This is a genomic window from Bacteroides sp. AM32-11AC, from assembly GCF_003603515.1.
In the GTDB taxonomy this organism is placed as follows: domain Bacteria; phylum Bacteroidota; class Bacteroidia; order Bacteroidales; family Bacteroidaceae; genus Bacteroides; species Bacteroides uniformis.
Map to the genome: position 1 here is coordinate 99,903 of NZ_QTNH01000013.1, position 18,378 is coordinate 118,280.

At 40.1% G+C, this 18,378-nt stretch carries 10 protein-coding genes and 1 tRNA gene; 6 read left to right on the forward strand and 5 right to left on the reverse strand.

Translation table 11 applies throughout. From position 1 onward, the window contains the following. Nucleotides 1–35: 35 nt before the first annotated feature. From DW800_RS14885 to DW800_RS14895, 3 genes are all read right to left on the reverse strand, one after another. Nucleotides 36–111: transfer RNA gene (locus DW800_RS14885), tRNA-Lys, on the reverse strand. Nucleotides 112–205: 94 nt separating this feature from the next. Further along, complete coding sequence (locus tag DW800_RS14890; RefSeq protein WP_057282121.1) at nt 206–1,321, reverse strand: AI-2E family transporter; 1,116 nt, start codon at nt 1,319–1,321, stop codon at nt 206–208. A gap of 22 nt (nt 1,322–1,343) precedes the next feature. Then, nucleotides 1,344–1,949, reverse strand: a complete 606-nt coding sequence (locus DW800_RS14895) for a thymidine kinase (protein WP_005828444.1) — start codon at nt 1,947–1,949, stop codon at nt 1,344–1,346. Between the two features lie 244 nt (nt 1,950–2,193). Here DW800_RS14895 and DW800_RS14900 point away from each other — a divergent pair, with 244 nt between their 5' ends. From DW800_RS14900 to DW800_RS14920, 5 genes are all read left to right on the forward strand, one after another. Then, nucleotides 2,194–5,475, forward strand: coding sequence for a SusC/RagA family TonB-linked outer membrane protein (locus DW800_RS14900; RefSeq protein WP_243634921.1), 3,282 nt, complete (start codon nt 2,194–2,196; stop codon nt 5,473–5,475). Between the two features lie 15 nt (nt 5,476–5,490). Beyond that, nucleotides 5,491–7,527, forward strand: a complete 2,037-nt coding sequence (locus DW800_RS14905) for a RagB/SusD family nutrient uptake outer membrane protein (RefSeq protein WP_117689282.1) — start codon at nt 5,491–5,493, stop codon at nt 7,525–7,527. 133 nt (nt 7,528–7,660) lie between these two features. Beyond that, complete coding sequence (locus DW800_RS14910; RefSeq protein WP_119958169.1) at nt 7,661–9,550, forward strand: FAD-dependent oxidoreductase; 1,890 nt, start codon at nt 7,661–7,663, stop codon at nt 9,548–9,550. After that, the gene (locus DW800_RS14915) at nt 9,550–11,355 is read left to right on the forward strand and encodes a heparinase II/III family protein (protein WP_119958170.1); all 1,806 of its coding nucleotides are present in this window, start codon (nt 9,550–9,552) and stop codon (nt 11,353–11,355) included. The genes DW800_RS14910 and DW800_RS14915 overlap by 1 nt, the downstream gene beginning before the upstream one ends. 33 nt (nt 11,356–11,388) lie before the next feature. Continuing rightward, nucleotides 11,389–12,567 (forward strand): glycoside hydrolase family 88 protein, encoded by a 1,179-nt coding sequence (locus DW800_RS14920; protein ID WP_119958171.1) that lies wholly within the window; start codon nt 11,389–11,391, stop codon nt 12,565–12,567. A 156-nt stretch (nt 12,568–12,723) separates the two neighbouring features. Here the strand turns inward: DW800_RS14920 and DW800_RS14925 are convergent, their stop codons facing one another. Both DW800_RS14925 and DW800_RS14930 read right to left on the reverse strand, forming a co-directional pair. After that, nucleotides 12,724–13,860, reverse strand: a complete 1,137-nt coding sequence (locus tag DW800_RS14925; protein WP_117689287.1) for a glycoside hydrolase family 43 protein — start codon at nt 13,858–13,860, stop codon at nt 12,724–12,726. 12 nt (nt 13,861–13,872) lie between these two features. Beyond that, nucleotides 13,873–14,280 (reverse strand): LacI family DNA-binding transcriptional regulator, encoded by a 408-nt coding sequence (locus DW800_RS14930; protein WP_117689286.1) that lies wholly within the window; start codon nt 14,278–14,280, stop codon nt 13,873–13,875. Between the two features lie 230 nt (nt 14,281–14,510). Between DW800_RS14930 and DW800_RS14935 the strand changes: the two genes are divergently transcribed. Next, on the forward strand, nt 14,511–18,368 hold the full coding sequence (locus tag DW800_RS14935; protein ID WP_243634922.1) for a hybrid sensor histidine kinase/response regulator transcription factor: 3,858 nt from the start codon (nt 14,511–14,513) through the stop codon (nt 18,366–18,368). The last annotated feature ends 10 nt before the right edge of the window (nt 18,369–18,378 follow it).

An 18,378-nucleotide genomic window follows, 5' to 3' on the forward strand; every position in this document is an offset into this window, starting at 1 on the left:
AAAGCAATTATCTATTTTAGATAATTGCTTTTCTTTGGTGAACCGCTTGGGGCTCGAACCCAAGACCCCAACATTAAAAGTGTTGTGCTCTACCTGCTGAGCTAGCGATTCAGACCTTATTGCTGTTAAGCGGGTGCAAAGATAGGTACTTTTGTTTAAAAAACAAATGGATTAAGGAAAAAAGTTTTGGGAACGACTTCTGCTTTTACTCTTCTTGTTGATTATCAGTCTGTTCAAACTTATGAATTTTTTCTCTGTTTATGATGAAACGTTGATAGTAGGAGAGCATAAGGGTGGTAAGCGGAAGTGCTATAATCATACCCAGCATACCCATCAATGAGCCCCAAATTGATAAAGACAGTAGGATGATGGCAGGGTTCAGGCCCGTAATCTTCCCCATGACACGCGGTACGATGAATCCGTCTTGAATGACTTGTACTATTATGAATACAGCAAGGGCTGATGCAATGATAATCCAGAAGTTCCCTCCCGTATCCGCTGCTTTCAGTATGGCCAGCACGATGGTAGGTATAAAGCCGATAATCTGCAAATAAGGCACTAGGTTTAAAGCGCCGATGAACAAGCCGAGCCCAATGGCCAGTGGGAAATCAATAATCAGAAAACCTATACTGAACAGAATACCTACACACAATGCCACGAATGCTTGTCCGCGGAAGTATCTGTTCATGCCGTCTTTTACATCGTTCATCACACTGACTACGAAAGGCCGGTATTTTTGCGGTACCAGGTGGGTCCATCCTTCGGCAATGCTTTCGTAATCCAGCAATATGAAAACTATATAGAGAAGAATGAGGAAGAAAGTGAAGAAGCTGAACAGCAGATTGACGGATTCTGACAACAAGGACCAGAGCCGGGGAACGGTTTCCTTGATGGCGTTCAGCATATTCTCTTCCTTGAACAATTGGGTGACGAACTGGGTGTCTATGTTCTCACGGAGGAATTCAGAGAGTGTTTTGGGCACATTGCCGTCGTGGGTTCCGTTGGAAAAGTAGTCTATTACCAAATCTTTTACCCTGACGAATTCGTCCATCATGGGAGGCACGAGCAGATAGAACGCGGTTCCTCCTACAATCAGAATACTGAACAAGGCGCAGAAAATGGATATGACCCGGTTCTTGAGCCTTAATCTGTACTGGAAGAAGGTGACCAGGGGGTAAATCAGATAGGCTATGAGCCATGCGATGAAGAATGGCAGCAATACGCCGCTCAAACGCTTGAAGAGCATAAGGATGCCGATAATGATGACACCGAGTATGACACCGCGGATAAAACTGTCGAATGTAATCTTTTTGCGTTCCATAATGCTCTGTTTTTTGTATTTGTTAATGACCGCTTTCCTTTTGGTCGGCTTGGATGGCTTGCTGATAGCACTCTCGGCATAGCGGTTCATACTCTTCGGTTTCCCCCAGCAGTACTTGTTTGTCGTTCTTGACGGTACGGTGGGAGAACGAGGCGAGTTGGCCGCATTTCACACAGATGGCATGTACTTTGGAAACTTCGTCTGCAATGGCACACAGTCCCGGCATAGGACCGAATGGAATACCCCGGAAGTCCATGTCCAGTCCGGCAACAATGACGCGTATACCATTGTTGGCAAGCTGGTTGCATACATCAATCAGGCCACTGTCAAAGAACTGGGCTTCGTCAATGCCCACTACATCTATCTCTGAAGTGAAGAGCAGAATGCTGGCAGACGAGTCGATGGGAGTGGAGGCTATGGAATGACTGTCATGCGATACGACATCGGCTTCGGAATAACGGGTGTCTATGGCAGGCTTGAATATCTCTACGCGTTGTTTGGCAAATTTTGCCCGTTTCAGTCTCCTTATCAGCTCTTCGGTTTTGCCGGAGAACATGGAACCGCAAATGACCTCAATTCTTCCCCTGCGTTTGGTTTCCTGTATATGATCTTCTGAAAATAATACCATGTTTTCAAGTGTTATATTTAAGCGCAAAAGTAATCTTATGCACTTTAAGTTGAGCGTGGCAAAGATAATAATTCTTTTTCATCTATAGTCTAGTCGCATCGCTTTATAAACTCTTTACGGTTTTGGCTGATATATTTTACAGACTTTTCTTTTGAAAACGTTCCCGGTGATTTAACTGGAAATTCTTTTATTTTATCGGCAAAGATTAGACATTTGTGGCATCATTAAATCATATAAGATACTTATGAAAGAAAATTTATGGCATTGTCTGATAAAAGCACGCAGACAGAAATTAGCGCAAACATTAGTTTGGCTGGCTGTATTGGGGGCAACTCCCATGCTGGCGGCAGAAACATCGACTACTGGAGTTGCAACCGTAGAGCAAGCTGGTACCATTACTGTAAAAGGGCATGTTGCAGACTCCGCAGGAGAGGCATTGATCGGTGTGTCTGTGGCAGTAAAGGGAGGAAGTACAGGGGCCATCACGGATTTGGATGGTAATTACTCTTTGAATGTCCAAAAAGGAAAAACGCTGGTATTTTCTTATATCGGTTATAAGGTACAGGAAATTGTAGTAACCGGGAATGTTCTGAATGTTACGATGAAAGATGATTCGCAAACATTGGACGAGGTGGTTGTTGTGGGTTTCGGTACACAGAAAAAGGTGAATCTGACAGGCTCGGTAGGAGTCGTAGATTCCAAGTCTTTAGAAGCGCGTCCCATTACTAACCTTTCTCAAGGGTTGCAAGGGGTCGTTCCTGGATTGCAGATTTCATTTACGAGTGGTGAACTGAATCAGAGTGGGAGCATGAATGTACGTGGCACCGGTACAATCGGTGATGGTTCTTCTGGCAGTCCCTTGGTACTGATTGATGGAATGGAAGGAGACTTGAATTCCATTAACCCTCAGGATGTAGAAAATATCTCTGTTTTGAAAGATGCTGCAGCATCATCCATTTATGGTTCCCGTGCACCGTTTGGTGTTGTCTTGGTTACTACTAAAAGTGGTTCTAAGGGAAAGGCTAAGGTGAATTATAATAACAACTTCCGTTGGGTCACTCCGATTGTAGTTCCTGAAATACTGGATTCTTATTCGTTCGCTGCGTATTATAACGAAGCAGCTCTCAATAATAATGGAGGAGCTCGTTTTGATGACCCTACCATGCAACGTATCTTGGATTTCCAGAATGGTATACTGAAAGATCCTGTTCCGGTTAAATCAGATGGAGTAAACTGGGAAGATTCCTGGTCAAAAGGTAATGCCAATACTGATTGGTATGATGCTTTATGGCAGGATCATGCATTCTCTCAAGAGCACAATCTTAGTTTCAGTGGGGGTACGGATAAGATGAATTACTATGTATCCGGTAATATCTTGGATCAGAATGGTCTGTTGAAAGTGAATCAGGAAAAATTCCAACGTATGTCTGTCAATGCCAAGATGAATGTCAGCTTGACAAAGTGGGCGCGTTTGAATGTAGGTACCCGATTTACTCGTACTGAATATGGCAAACCTACTAAGATGGGGTCTGCCTTCTTTGAAGATATGCCACGCCAGACCTGGCCGGTTCTTCCGATATATGATAGTAACGGTTATCTGTTTGGTAATTCCAACCCAATCTTAGCATTACAAGATGGTGGGCGTACTACTTCACAGACAGATTATATGTATCAGCAGTTGGGGTTGGTGCTGGAGCCTATTAAGAATTGGGTGACACATATTGACTTTAACTATAGGTCAAAAAGATACGATTGGCATGAATCTACTTATTATACCTATGTGCATAATGCTTTGGGTGAAGCAACGATAAACTCTAAAGGAAACACCTCCGGTGTGCGTGAGAATACGGAAAGAACAGATTATGTTAATTTGAATGCTTATTCAGAATATGGTTTTAAAGTGGGAGATGACCATAACTTTAAGGTAATGGCTGGTTTCCAGATGGAGCACAACAAATGGCATGCTTTCAGTGGAGGAAGACAAGGGATTATAGTAAATGGTTATGATGAGATTGATATAACGACAGGAGTGGATTATAAGGGAAATGCTGTTACTCCTACAATTGGTGGTTCTACCACTCGCTGGTCCACTGCTGGTTTCTTCGGTCGTATCAACTATGATTATAAAGGACGTTATTTGGCTGAAATCAATTTACGCTATGATGGTTCTTCCCGTTTTCGTAGTGACAACCGCTGGAATGTGTTCCCTTCATTTTCTTTGGGATGGAATGTCGCCCGTGAAAATTTTTGGGAATCATTGGCACAAACTGTGAATACATTAAAACTGCGTGGTTCTTATGGGGAATTGGGTAATCAGAACACTTCTAAACCTTATCCTACGTATCAGGTATTGAATATAAGCACTAATGCCGGTACGTGGTTGCAGGATGGCAAAAAACCTAATATTGCCAAAATGCCGGGTCTAATCAGTTCTACATTAACATGGGAACGGGTGAAGAGTTGGAATGTAGGTTTGGATTGGGGAGTATTTAATAATCGTTTGACGGGTAGCTTTGATTATTTTGTACGTAAAACAACGGATATGGTAGGCCCGGCACCGACATTACCGGAGATTTTGGGGACAGATGTACCTAAAACAAATAATACAGACTTGAAAACTTACGGATTTGAATTCAGTTTGACCTGGAAAGATCGGTTGAAGAATGGTTTGGGATATAGTGCTACTTTCCTGTTGTCTGATTCTCAAACGAAAATTCTGAATTATCCTAATCCCAATCTGACAATCGGTACCTATACTTCCGGTCACTTGACAGGTGAGATATGGGGTTATGAAACTATTGGTATTGCAAAATCTCAGGAGGAAATAGATGCTCATATCGCCAGTTTGCCCAATGGGGGACAAAGCAAACTGGGGACTAATTGGAGTGCTGGTGATATAATGTATGCTGATTTGAATGGAGATGGTAAAATTGATCCGGGTGCCAATAAATTTGATGATCATGGAGATTTGAAGAAAATAGGTAATTCCACTCCCCGTTTTCAGTTTGGCCTTGATTTGAGTGCAGATTGGAAAGGTTTTGATTTCCGTGCTTTCTTCCAGGGAGTTATGAAACGTGATTATTGGCCAACAACAAGAAACTCTTACTTCTGGGGGGCTACTTGCGAAAATGTATGGTATGCTGTTGGATTTAAACAACATCTGGATTATTACCGGGCAGAACCTTATTATGGCCTTGATACTAATATTGACTCGTATTATCCACGTCCTTTGCAAGGAAATTCTAAGAATGTCCAAAAGCAGACCCGTTATTTGCAAGATGCCTCTTATATTCGTTTGAAGAATTTGCAGATAGGCTATACCTTACCGTCCAATTTGACCAGTAGATTTGGAATAGCGAAACTTCGCGTATTTTTCTCTGGTGAAAATCTTTGGACAGGTACCAAATTGCCGGATATGTTAGACCCTGAGACTATTTTTGGCGGTGTTTCGACAGGAGCAGGCCTTAATGGACAGGCTTATCCGATTTCGAAATCTTTATCAGTAGGTGTTAATGTAACATTATAATTATTTAGAAAGACTATGAAGTATAATATGATAAAAAATGCAGGAGTTGTGTTGGCGTTTGGTTTGTGTGCAACTTCTTGTAATGATTTCTTGGATGAGAAGCCGACATCTAATATATTTCCGGATGTTTATTTCTCGGATGCTTCTCATTTGGAAGCTTATGCTAATAATTTGTATGTGGATTTTTTGCCTTCTCATACGACTGCGGCAGATTATGGGATACATGGAAAAGATAAAGATACCGATAATCAAGCCGCAAGAGGTTCAAGTAGCCGTTACACATTGGATCGCTGGATGGTTTCACAGCAGAATACGTCGGATGGATATTATTTTGATAATATCCGTAAATGTAACTACTTTCTGGAACAAGTCCTACCTAAGTATGAAGCAGGAGCCATCGGAGGAAATGAGGTGGATGTTAAGCAATATATAGGTGAGATTTATTTTCTTCGTGCCCATGAATATTTTAAGCGTTTGCAGCTGATGGGGGATTTCCCGATTGTGACCTCTGTCCTTCCTGACCAGGAAAGTGCATTGATTGAGGCCAGCAAACGTGCTCCACGCAATGAAGTAGCCCGTTTCATTATATCTGATTTGGACAAGGCTGGCGAGTTGATGAAAAGTACAAGTAAGATTGGCAGAAAAACTCGTATAAGTCGTGATGTTGCTATATTGTTGAAATCCCGTGTAGCTTTATATGAAGGTACTTGGTTGAAATATTTTAAGGATACTCCTTTTGTTCCTAATGGTCCGGGATGGCCGGGAAAGGCAAAGGACTACAATGCAAATTATGAATATCCTACTGGAAGTGTAGAATCAGAAAGCCTATATTTTTTGAAGATCGCTATGGAGGCTGCTAAGGAAGTGGCGGAGACTTACAAAGGAAGCCTGACTGTTAATACTGGAGTGGTCCCCCAGGATGTAAGTGAACCGGAAAATCCGTTTATGGCGATGTTCTATGATACCGACCTTTCAAAATACAAGGAAGTTTTGCTATGGAGGGAGTATAGCCAGGCTTTGGGAGTATGTCATAATGTGAATGAGATGGTAAATAAGAGCAATTATGGAGTAGGGGTCACACGTGGTTTAGTGGAAGGCTTCTTGATGGAAAATGGTATGCCTATATACGCTGTTGGTAGTGGTTATCATGGAGATTTGACTATTGCTGATGTGCGTAAAGACCGTGACTCTCGTCTAAGTCTTTTCTTGAAAGAACCAGGGCAGAAAAATATTCTGGTAAAGAACTCGGCCGGTACGCAAGCTGTGCCTGTTGAACCGATGCCGGACATTTTGGCAAGTGTGGATAATGGGTGTTATTCCACAGGATATGCTCTTCGTAAAGGAGGTTCTTTCGATCAAATTCATTGTATGCAAAGCAAGGGATTTACTGGTTGTCCGATATTCCGTGCGGCTGAAGCATTGTTGAACTATATGGAAGCAAGCTATGAAGCGAATGGAACAGTAGATGCCACAGCTGCTGAATATTGGAAGATTCTGCGTAATCGAGCTGGGGTAAGTGCTGATTTTGAAAAGACTATCGCCATGACTGATATGCAGAAAGAAAAGGCAAACGACTGGGGAGCTTATTCTGCAAATGTAGTAGTTGATGCTACTCTGTTTAATATCCGTCGTGAACGTCGCTGTGAATTGATGGCGGAAGGTTTGAGAGATATGGACTTACATCGCTGGAGGGCAATGGATCAGATGATTACTACCCCTTATCACATTGAAGGTATAAACTTCTGGGGGGGTGAAATGCATAATGATCCGGCTTATAAGAATCCAAAGACAGGGGAGAGCTTATTGATTTGGGGAGCAGATAACAGAACTTCAAATGTGTCGTCACCTGAATTGAGCAATTATCTTCGTCCATATGAGAAGACTAATACATCCACAGTATTTGATGGATACCATTGGAAAATGGCTCATTATTTGTCTCCTTTGAGTATATATCATTTTGATTATACAACAAAAAGTGGGAACATAGAAGATTCTCCTCTTTATCAGAATCCGTATTGGCCTACTGTTCCTAATGAGGTAGCGATACAGTAAACGTTTTGTGAAACTGAAATTTTTCATTCCTTTATTTGAAAGTAGGAAGAAAATAATATTTTTCTTCCTGCTTTTTTCTTATAAATAATACTTCTGGCGTTTAAGGATGCCATAATATAATATCATTTTGAAGATGAATATAAAACGTAGTTTATTCATATTTGTTACATTGGTTGCTTCTCAAATAGTAATGGCTTCTCACCTTTGGATAGAAGCTGAAAGTTTTGAAAATAAAGGCGGCTGGGTTGTTGACCAACAGTTTATGGACTTGATGGGCTCTCCTTATCTGATGGCTCACGGAATGGGTATACCGGTTGAGGATGCATCTACAACCATCAACTTTCCGGAAGATGGAACTTACTATGTGTATGCCCGTACTTATAACTGGACTTCTCCCTGGAGCAAAGCGAAAGGACCTGGCAGGTTCATTCTGAAAATAGATAATAAGAGACTTATGCCAGTATTAGGTGATGAAGGTGAACAATGGCAGTGGCAAAGTGCAGGTAAGGTATCTGTAAAAGCGGGAAAAAGTATCCTCTCCTTGCATGACCTGACTGGTTTTAACGGTAGGTGTGATGCTATTTATATGACCACAGATATGGGAAAGCTACCTCCTGAGCCAAAAGAAGAATTAGAGGCCTTTCGGAGGAATATGCTGGATTTACCATTTGAGCCGATAGAGTCATCTGAATATGATCTGGTAGTGGTTGGCGGTGGTATCGCCGGTATATGTGCTGCAACCGCAGCTGCACGTTTAGGCTGTAAGGTCGCATTGGTGAATGACCGTCCGGTATTGGGAGGAAACAATAGTTCTGAAATTCGTGTCCACTTGGGAGGAACCATTGAAGTAGGACCTAATAAAGGTTTGGGACGAATGATACGCGAGTTTGGTCATTCTATTGAGGGGAATGCGCAATCAGCGGAAAATTATGAGGATGAGAAAAAATCAAAAATGATTGCTGATGAAGAAAACATTACCTTGTTTGCTAACTGTCGGGCTATCAAGGTTGAGATGAAAGGTAAAAAAATTGATGCGGTTATCATTAAGCATATAGAAACTGGGGAGGAACAGATTTTAAGTGCTCCTCTATTTTCAGATTGTACAGGAGATGGTACGATAGGTTATCTGGCAGGGGCAGATTATCGTATGGGGCGTGAGGCCAGAGCAGAATATGGAGAGGATTTAGCTCCGGAAAAGGCTGACAAGATGACGATGGGAGCATCTGTACAGTGGTATTCTGTTGAAACCGACAAGAAAAGCGGTTTCCCAAGGTTCAATTATGGGATTACTTTTAATGAGGATAACTGCGAGAAAGTGACTATGGGTGAATGGCAATGGGAAACAGGAATGAACTTTAATCAGATTGATGATTTTGAGCGGATTCGTGATTATGGTTTATTGGTGGTATATTCCAATTGGAGCTTCTTGAAGAATGAGTTGAAGAATAATCATGAATATTTAAAACGTAAATTGGGATGGGTTGCTTATATTGCAGGTAAACGTGAGTCAAGGCGCTTGCTGGGAGATTATATCTTGAAGCAGGATGATATTGACAAGAATGTATTTCATGAAGATGCTTCCTTTACCACTACCTGGAGTCTTGATTTGCACTTTCCCGATTCAACAAATGCAAGCCATTTCCCAGCAGCTCCCTTTAAGGCGGAGACCGAACATATACATATATATCCTTATGCTGTACCTTACCGTTGTTTATATTCCAGGAATATTGATAATCTTTTTATGGCTGGACGTAATATTAGCGTAACCCATGTGGCCTTGGGTACTGTACGTGTGATGCGTACAACGGGAATGATGGGAGAAGTTGTAGGTATGGCAGCTTCGTTATGTAAGAAACACCAGGTATTACCGCGTCTGATTTATCAGCAACATTTGCCTGAGTTACGCTCACTAATGCAAAAAGGAGTAGGTAGAAAAAATGGTATTCCTGATAATCAGAATTTTAATCGGCAGGCTCCTTTGGATAGACCCCGAACGTTTTATCTGCAACAATACGTGAAGTGATGAAAAAGGTCTGTATATTTTTTATTGGTATACTTTATTTTGTATGTTTATGTGCACAGTCCTTTAAATATGAAAATATAGCGGTTCATCCTCGCCTATTGTGGCCTTTAGGTGGAAGTGAGGCTATTAAAGAAGCAATGGCCGAATATCCTCAGTTGGCAAGTGTCCATGAACGTATTTTGCGTGAATGTACTGCAATGTTTTTTCAAGAACCGGTAGAATGTATTTTGGAGGGGAAGCGCTTATTGGGAGTATCTCGCATGGCGTTTAAACGTATTTTTTATCTTTCATATGCATATCGTATGACAAACGATGAAAGATATGCACAACGTGCCGAACGGGAGATGTTGGCGGTAAGTCATTTTAGTGACTGGAATCCTTCTCATTTTCTGGATGTTGGTGAAATGGTGATGGCATTATCTATTGGGTATGATTGGCTTTATGATTATTTAAGCCCGGAAACACGTAGTATTATTTGCGATGCTATTGTAAGGAAAGGGCTTGATGCAGCTGCTCCAGATGCGAGTTTTTACACTTCAGCCAGTAATTGGAATTCGGTATGCAATGCTGGATTGACTTATGGGGCGATAGCCCTATACGAAGAAATTCCAGGTAAGGCCTTGGCGGTCATAGAGAAGTGCCTGAAGAGTAATCTGAAAGTGCTGGGTGTATATGGACCGGACGGAGGTTATCCGGAAGGCTTTCATTATTGGGGATACGGTACCAGCTTTCAAGTCATGCTGATAGCAGCCTTGGAAAGTGCCTTTGGTGATGATAAGGGACTTGCCGATGCTCCGGGGTTTTTGAATTCTGCTTATTTTATGGAATATATGATGGCGCCAAGTGGAGAGTATTTCAATTTTTCGGATGCAGTTAATGGAGTAAAGTGCAATATGATGATGTTTTGGTTTGCCAAAAGATTAAATGATTTATCTTTGCTGTGGCTGGAGAATCAGCATTTGAAAAATACATCTGTTGAATTTGTTGAAGAGCGTTTATTGCCATGTTTGATGATTTTTGCTCTGAACCAGGATCTGAAAAATATTCAGCAGCCGGTACGCCGTTTTTGGTGCAATCGTGGGGCGACACCTGTTTTCATCTATAGAGGTGGATGGGATAGTCAGAAAGATAGTTATCTGGCTGTAAAAGGAGGCTCCCCTCGTACCCCTCATGCGCATATGGATGCTGGATCGTTTGTTTATGAGAAGAACGGTGTGCGTTGGGCAATGGATCTTGGAATGCAGAATTATTTCAGTCTGGAGAGCAAGGGTGTGGATTTATGGAATCAATCTCAGGAAGGACAGCGTTGGGATGTATTTCGTCTCAACAATATGGCGCATAATACTCTTACGATAAATGGTAAACGGCATTTGGTTAATGGCCATGCTACTTTTGAACAGACGTTTGAAACCAATGAACGGAAAGGTGCAAGAGTTGATTTGACAGATGTCTTCGCTGGTCGTATAAAGAAAACGACACGTACTATTTATCTGGATAAAGGAGATTGCTTGATTGTAGAGGATGAATTGACTACAGGTGAGGAACAGGCTATGGTTACATGGATAATGGTAACTCCGGCAGATGCTAAGATTGTTGGTAGAAATCAGATAGAACTGAATAAAAACGGACAGAGGATGTTGCTAACTGTTGAAGCTCTGGAAGATATTGAGATGAAAATCTGGTCAAATAATCCTCTTCATGATTATGATGAACCTAATCCGGGGAGCATACGCGTAGGATTTGAAACGCAACTTGCTGCAAATAGGAAGTCTTTGCTGAAAGTTATGTTGGTGCCTGTTGGATAAATTGCTTATTTATAAATCAATAAAAACAAACTTATGAAACAGAAATTGCTTTTATTTAGTTTACTTGTTGTTTTGGTTTCCTGTTCAAAACAAGAATCAATGGATGAGATGATAGACCGTGTGTTTTATGTGGCTGAACAGCAATATATTGAAATGGATACACGCTTGGATAATAAGACTATGCCACAATCCATTGCCCGGGATAGTACATTCAAACCTTCTACAATTTATTGGTGGTGTAGCGGCTTTTATCCTGGTTCCCTCTGGTATATTTATGAATATACACAAAGCGACGCTGTTAAGCTGTTAGCTGAAAAAAACACATTGAAGCTTGATTCTATTCAATACGTAACCCATGATCATGATGTTGGTTTTCAGTTGAACTGTAGTTATGGCAATGGCCTTCGCCTGACGGGAAATGAAGATTATAGGAAAGTGCTTTATCAAGGAGCAAAGTCGTTGGCTACTCGTTTCAATCCGCTCACGGGTGTTATTCGCAGTTGGGATTTTGTTCCGAAAACTCGTGATTGGAAATATCCTGTTATCATTGATAATATGATGAATCTGGAATTATTGATGTTTGCTTCCAATACTTTTGGAAATGATTCTTTGGGCCATATAGCTAGAACCCATGCAGATACTACTATGAAAAATCATTTTAGAGATGATTATTCTTCTTACCATCTGGTTGATTATGACCCGGCTGACGGACATGTACGTAATAGACAAACTGTACAGGGATATGCGGATGAATCTTCTTGGGGGCGTGGGCAGGCATGGGCTTTATATGGCTATACTATGATGTATCGGATGACAAAGGACCGGAAATATTTGACTCAGGCTGAATGCGTAGGAAATATGTTACTTTCACGCTTACCTGCCGACGGTATTCCCTATTGGGATTTTGATGCACCTGACGGTGATGAATATCGGGATGCTTCAGCTGGTGCGATTATGGCTTCTGCCTTTGTTGAATTGAGTACTTTTACAGAAGATGCAAACGCAGGAAAAAGTTATTTGTCTATGGCAGAGAAGCAGCTTCGTACACTTGCTTCGCCAGACTATTTGGCAGAACCGGGCTCCAATTGTAATTTTATACTGAAACATAGTGTAGGTAATTTCCCGGAAAAGAGCGAGGTGGATGTACCTCTTTCTTATGCTGACTATTATTTTCTGGAAGGATTGTTGCGTTATAAAATGCTACTGAAATAAGAAGGATGGCAGGTTCAGGCATATTGAAGTTCTGGAGTTATAATCTTACTCTATAAAAACAGAATACTCCTCAAAAGTTGGAATAGAATAACTTTTGAGGAGTATTTTTATATTGGATATGTCTGTGTGTATACTTACTTTAGGAAATTGCAATAGCTATTTGCAATCGAAATATTTTAGGTCCCATTCGTTATGCCAATGAATATTGAATCTGTTATCTTGAAAATCAATAGGTAACCATATGTATCGCCCATCAATGGCATTTTGAGGATTCCAACGGTCTCCGATATATATGAAGACATTTTTTCTACCGGACACTGGAAGGATATAAGTACTTTGCGAGTGAAAAGTGGTTTCGCTATTTTCCCCTTGGCAAGGATTGCCCAATTCTGTCCATGGTCCCCATATGGAAGGAGCGACAGCACTACGCGCTGCATTAGGTTTCCATCCGGTACAACCAGAACCCATAAAATAATATAATCCGTCCTTTTTGAAAATGGCAGGTGCTTCCATATATCTGTTAACAAATGCCCGGACATATTTGCCTGTATAATCTAGGAAATCATCAGTAAGTTCTGCTATATGTATTGTGCTGTTGGTCTCTGAGGCAAAAATATGATAAGCTTTTCCATTATCATCAACAAATAATTGCATATCACGCGCCATCTGTCCTTCTTTAAAGTCCCGCCCAAGAATATTCAGTGTATCAGGATGTTCCCCGTTTAATCCACCACCATATAGTTTCTTGTCAATTGTGCTTTGTTTTACAGGACATTTGTGTAAGTCCAGGACATTTACGGGATAACATCCTGGGGTTGTGCGGGTACTCCTGATAAAAGTGTATGGTCCCGTAATTTTATTAGCTGTGGCGATTCCGCTTAATGCTCCGGTGTATCCTTTTCCTTTAGGTTCTAAATGGAACCACATAACGAATTTTTTTGTATTGGGGTTATAAATTACTTTAGGACGCTCAAGGATACACCCTTGTGCAATATCGCTATTCGGTTCTGAGCTGACTTTTAATGCTATGCCTTCATCATTCCAGTTATATAAATCGGAAGATGAATAACAATGTACCCCTACCTGGGCATAATTTCCCTTTTCTCCTTCTATTTTATGCTCCCCAAACCAATAATACTTATTGTTGTAGAAGATAAAACCTCCACCATGAGCATTGATATGTACTCCATTATTATCTAGCCATAATTCTCCAGGACGAAAGGAATGATACTTTTGTGAATATGCAAGTAAAGGCCATAAAAAGCAGATTATGCAAAAAAGTTTTTTATTCATCATTTATTGTAATTATGCGGATGCGCGTTTTGTATGTTGTTGTTTTAAAACTATAGCAATAGGATTGGGATAGTAATGAAGCTTTTTAGCCAAGGCTTGTACCTTTTTACGAGTCTTAAGACTGATGTCTTCTTTATTGGCCAAAGCACGTGAAACTGTTGAAGGAGCGATGTTGAGTTGGCGGGCAATCTCCTTAATTGTGATTTTAGGTTGTTTTTCTGCTTTGGAGTTGTTCTTCTGGCATTGTTTGAGTTTTACAGCCATAATATTAGGTTTATAGTTTAGTTCGATGGCTAAATCTGTAACAATTTTCTTTGTCTGGGAGTTAACGTCCCATTGGTCTGCTAAAGCTCTGGATACAGTAGAGGTTGACAGATTCAACTTTTGTGCAATCATTTTAAGAGTTACTTGAGATTTCATAGCTTGTGTATTATTAAAGTTAATAGTTTCTTTTTTTATATTCGCAAAGTTAGAATAGGTTGAATTATAGAACTTTATGTTATGTCTCAAAAACTATCTGATTTGTATCTTTGAGGAATAAACTGTATATTTGTACCATGTTTAACCGATATATATTGCTGATATTAGCACTTGTTTGTTACTTGTCCGGAAACGCCCAACTTTCAACAAGTAAACTGTTCTTCGATCACTTGACTACCGAAGAGGGTCTTGCGCATAATTATATATTATCCATTTTTCAGGATGAAGATGGATTTGTCTGGTTGGGGAGTGATAATGGTCTAAATCGTTATGATGGGCAGCATATTGATATCTTGTCCTCAAATACCAAACCGGCTTTAGGGGGGAACAGAATACGGCGGATTATCCAGGATAAAAGCAAGACTTTGTGGATTCTTCATGAAAATGGACTTGATATGATGGATCATTATACTCAGCATATAAGGTCTTTTTTATATGGGAGGGAGTTAAAGAAACATATCTTGGGATTTGGACTGGACGATAATGGTGATTTGGCTGCATTTACTGAAAGTGATATTTTACTGTATAATTCAAATTCAGGTTCTTTTGATATAAAGCAGACAGCTCCAGCTAATTTCCTTTTTTCCGCATTTGTGAAGTGTGGGAACAGATATTATTTAGGGACCAGACGCCATGGTATTATTGTATATAATGAAAATTGGAAGTTGCTTGAACATATTTATCCGACATCTATTCAAGGAGGGATACTTGAAGATGGCCTGATTAGCCTATTGAGAGTGGATTCCAATGGTTCTATCTGGAGTGTTATGGCAGGTTTATGTATTCAGAAATATGATCCGGTTACGCGTATTGTACAGACTTATCCATTATCTGCGCACTCTGTTATCAATAGAGAAGTAAGGGATATTATTGAATTGAATGCAGATTATATGCTGGTAGGCACATTCAATGGGCTTTATAGATTGCATAAAAGAACTTTTCAAGCTATAGTTGAAGAAGGAGAATTAGGTGAAAAGGGAGCTTTGAACCATTATTCAATATATTCATTATATAAAGATAGTCAAGGGATAATATGGGTTGGTACATATGCAGGAGGGGTGAACTATAGCCATAGTTATAATCAGCGTTTTCAATACTTTGCGCCACCTCATTTCTCGGGCCGTATCAGTATGGCTCGTGAAGATGGGAAGGGGAATATCTGGTTTGGAACGGAAGGAAACGGGTTACTTTGCCATAATGCAGGAACAGATAAGATTGTACAGTATTGGCTGGAGGGAAAAGGAAGACATTATAGTGATAATATCATTAAGTCTATATGTATAGCTGGAGATACAATCATGTGTGGGAATTGGCGTGGAGAGGTTTATCTGTACTCTATCAAGAAGAATAGTTTCACCTTATACAAAGCTTATGAACGGAACAATGTTTTATATATTTATAGAGATTCACGACAGAATTGGTGGGTATCCATACAAGACTATGGTGTTGTTTGTATTGGTGATGATTCTATTAAATTCCCAAGTTCAAATTTTATTCAAGAGATTAGACCGGGAATATTAGTGTTTGCGACTCAGAAAGAAGGTCTTTACATTTATGACTTGAAAAGGGGGCAGGTTAGGAGTGTGGGTTCAGAAGAATTGGGGATGTCAAAAGACCTGTCGATTAGTGTGACCTCTTTCTATCAAGATACAGACAGGAATTTATGGCTGACCACAGAAAATTCGGGGGTTCTGGTTTTGGATGGAAACTGGAAGCTGAAGCAGCGCTTTTTGGAACCGGAAAGAGGGTATTCTGATAAATTATATTTTGTTGCTGAACAGAAAAAAGGTAAGTATTGGATTGTGGGTGCTCATAAGTTATATTTACTCGATTACGCCAAGAACCAAATACATCCTTTTGATAAGAATAATGGATTACAGCTAACGGATATGGATGCTTCAGCTTGTATTGATTCCCGAAATTATTTCTGGTTACCAGGAAATACAGGCTATGTAAAGGTTGATAATTCAACTTTTGCCTTAAATGAAGAACCTTCCTCTGTTATTTTTACAGGATTACGTATTAATAACAAGTTGCAGATGCCTAATGAAGAAAATTCGGTATTGAAGAAATGTCTGTCTGAAACGGAGGTTGTGCGTCTAAGGCATAATCAGACTAATATTTCTGTAACATATGCCAGTGATAATCATATTTACGCTAACAGTAATTGTTTTTTCTATAAGATGGAGGGAGTTGATCTGGATTGGGTGGATGCGGGAAATCGCCGTGAGGTTTTCTATAGTAATCTTGCTCCTGGTAATTATACTCTGAAAGTGAAGGCTCTTAATAATGATGGAGCAATGGGACTTGAGGCTCGTTTGAAAATAGAAGTCTTGCCTCCTTTGTGGGCTCGTTGGTGGGCTTTTATAATTTATGCTGTTATTCTATTTTATATTTTACAACGCTATGTTGCTTATAAACAAAGAAAACAAAGGCTGGAACATGAGCTGTACTTGAAACAAATAGAGAAAGATAAATCGGAAGAACTTAATAAGGAGTTACAAACCTTTTTTACTCAAGTTGCTCATGAATTCCGTACTCCTTTAACATTGATCCTTAATCCTTTGGATGAAATACAAAATAGAATTATACATATCTCCGGGGTAAAAGATGAAATTCTGCTAATTCGTCGTAATGCCAAACGACTTCTGGCATTGGTGAATGATTTGATGGATTTGAGAAAGATTGAGAATGGTAATGGAAAATTAGAATTGTCTTCTTCCGATTTTAATGATTTCATTCAGGAGGTCTATTACTCTTTTCAGACAATGGCACGACAGCGGAGTATCACTCTGCAACTTTCATTGCCTAAGAAACCTATACTGGCCACGTTTGATAGAGAAGGACTGGAAAAGGTATTCTTTAATTTACTTTCGAATGCGTTGAAATTTACACCGGAAGAGGGTACTGTGAGTTTGGTGGTGACTATTACTGAGGGGGAATCTCCCCAAATACATATTGAAGTTAGAGATACGGGAGAGGGCATTTCAGATGAAGATATTTCTAAGGTCTTTAAGCCTTTTGCCCTGTCCCATCAAGATTTGCACGGTCAAATGGGAGGCAGTGGAGTAGGATTGGCTATTGCAAGAGCTATTGTGGAAAAACATGGAGGCGTAATTTCTGTCAGCCGGGTAGAACCGCATGGTACATCTTTTTCTATTGACTTACCTTGGAATTATGATAAGCGTTATGAGGTAACTTCGCCAATTTCTATAGAAGACAATGAAGAAATTTTGAATGAGACACCTTTTAAGGTAGCATCTATTTCGGATACCGTTTTACTGGTAGATGATAATATAGAAATTCTTGCATATTTGCAAAAGGAGTTATCAAGAGGATTTAGGATACTTACAGCACAGAATGGACGCGAAGCATTGGAAGTGTTGGGAAAAGAGAATGTTTCTTTGGTGGTGAGTGATGTAATGATGCCAGAGATGGATGGTATGGAACTGTGTATGCATATAAAGGATAATCCCTCTTTTTGTCACCTTCCGGTTGTATTGTTGACTGCTAAATCAATGACTATGCATGTTGAGGAAGGTTTTCAGGCTGGGGCGGACGATTACCTGGTAAAGCCCTTTAAGATTTCTACTTTAATTATCCGCATTAATAATATTTTAGCCGGGCGTAAGAAATTAAAAGAGATATATGGAAAGCAGCTTTCGTTGAAAAGTGTAGGGATTGAATTGGAACCTGCTGATAAATCTTTTGTTGACCAATATGAGTCCATTGTAAAGAGGCATCTTTCTAATCCAGACTTTGATGTGGAAATGTTGTGCAAAGAAATGGGTGTAAGCAGAGCTAAACTGTATCGGAAGGTAAAAGCAATAACAAATCTGTCTCCGGCAGAGGTGATTCGTAACATCAGATTGGAATGTGCTGCAGAAATGCTTCGTACTTCCGGTCAGACAGCTACAGAAATAGCTTATCTGACCGGTTTTGGAAGCTATAATCATTTTAGTGATTATTTTAAAAGTATATATGGAGTTTCTCCTAAAAATTATAAGGATAAATATAGAAATACTTGATATTGTGATT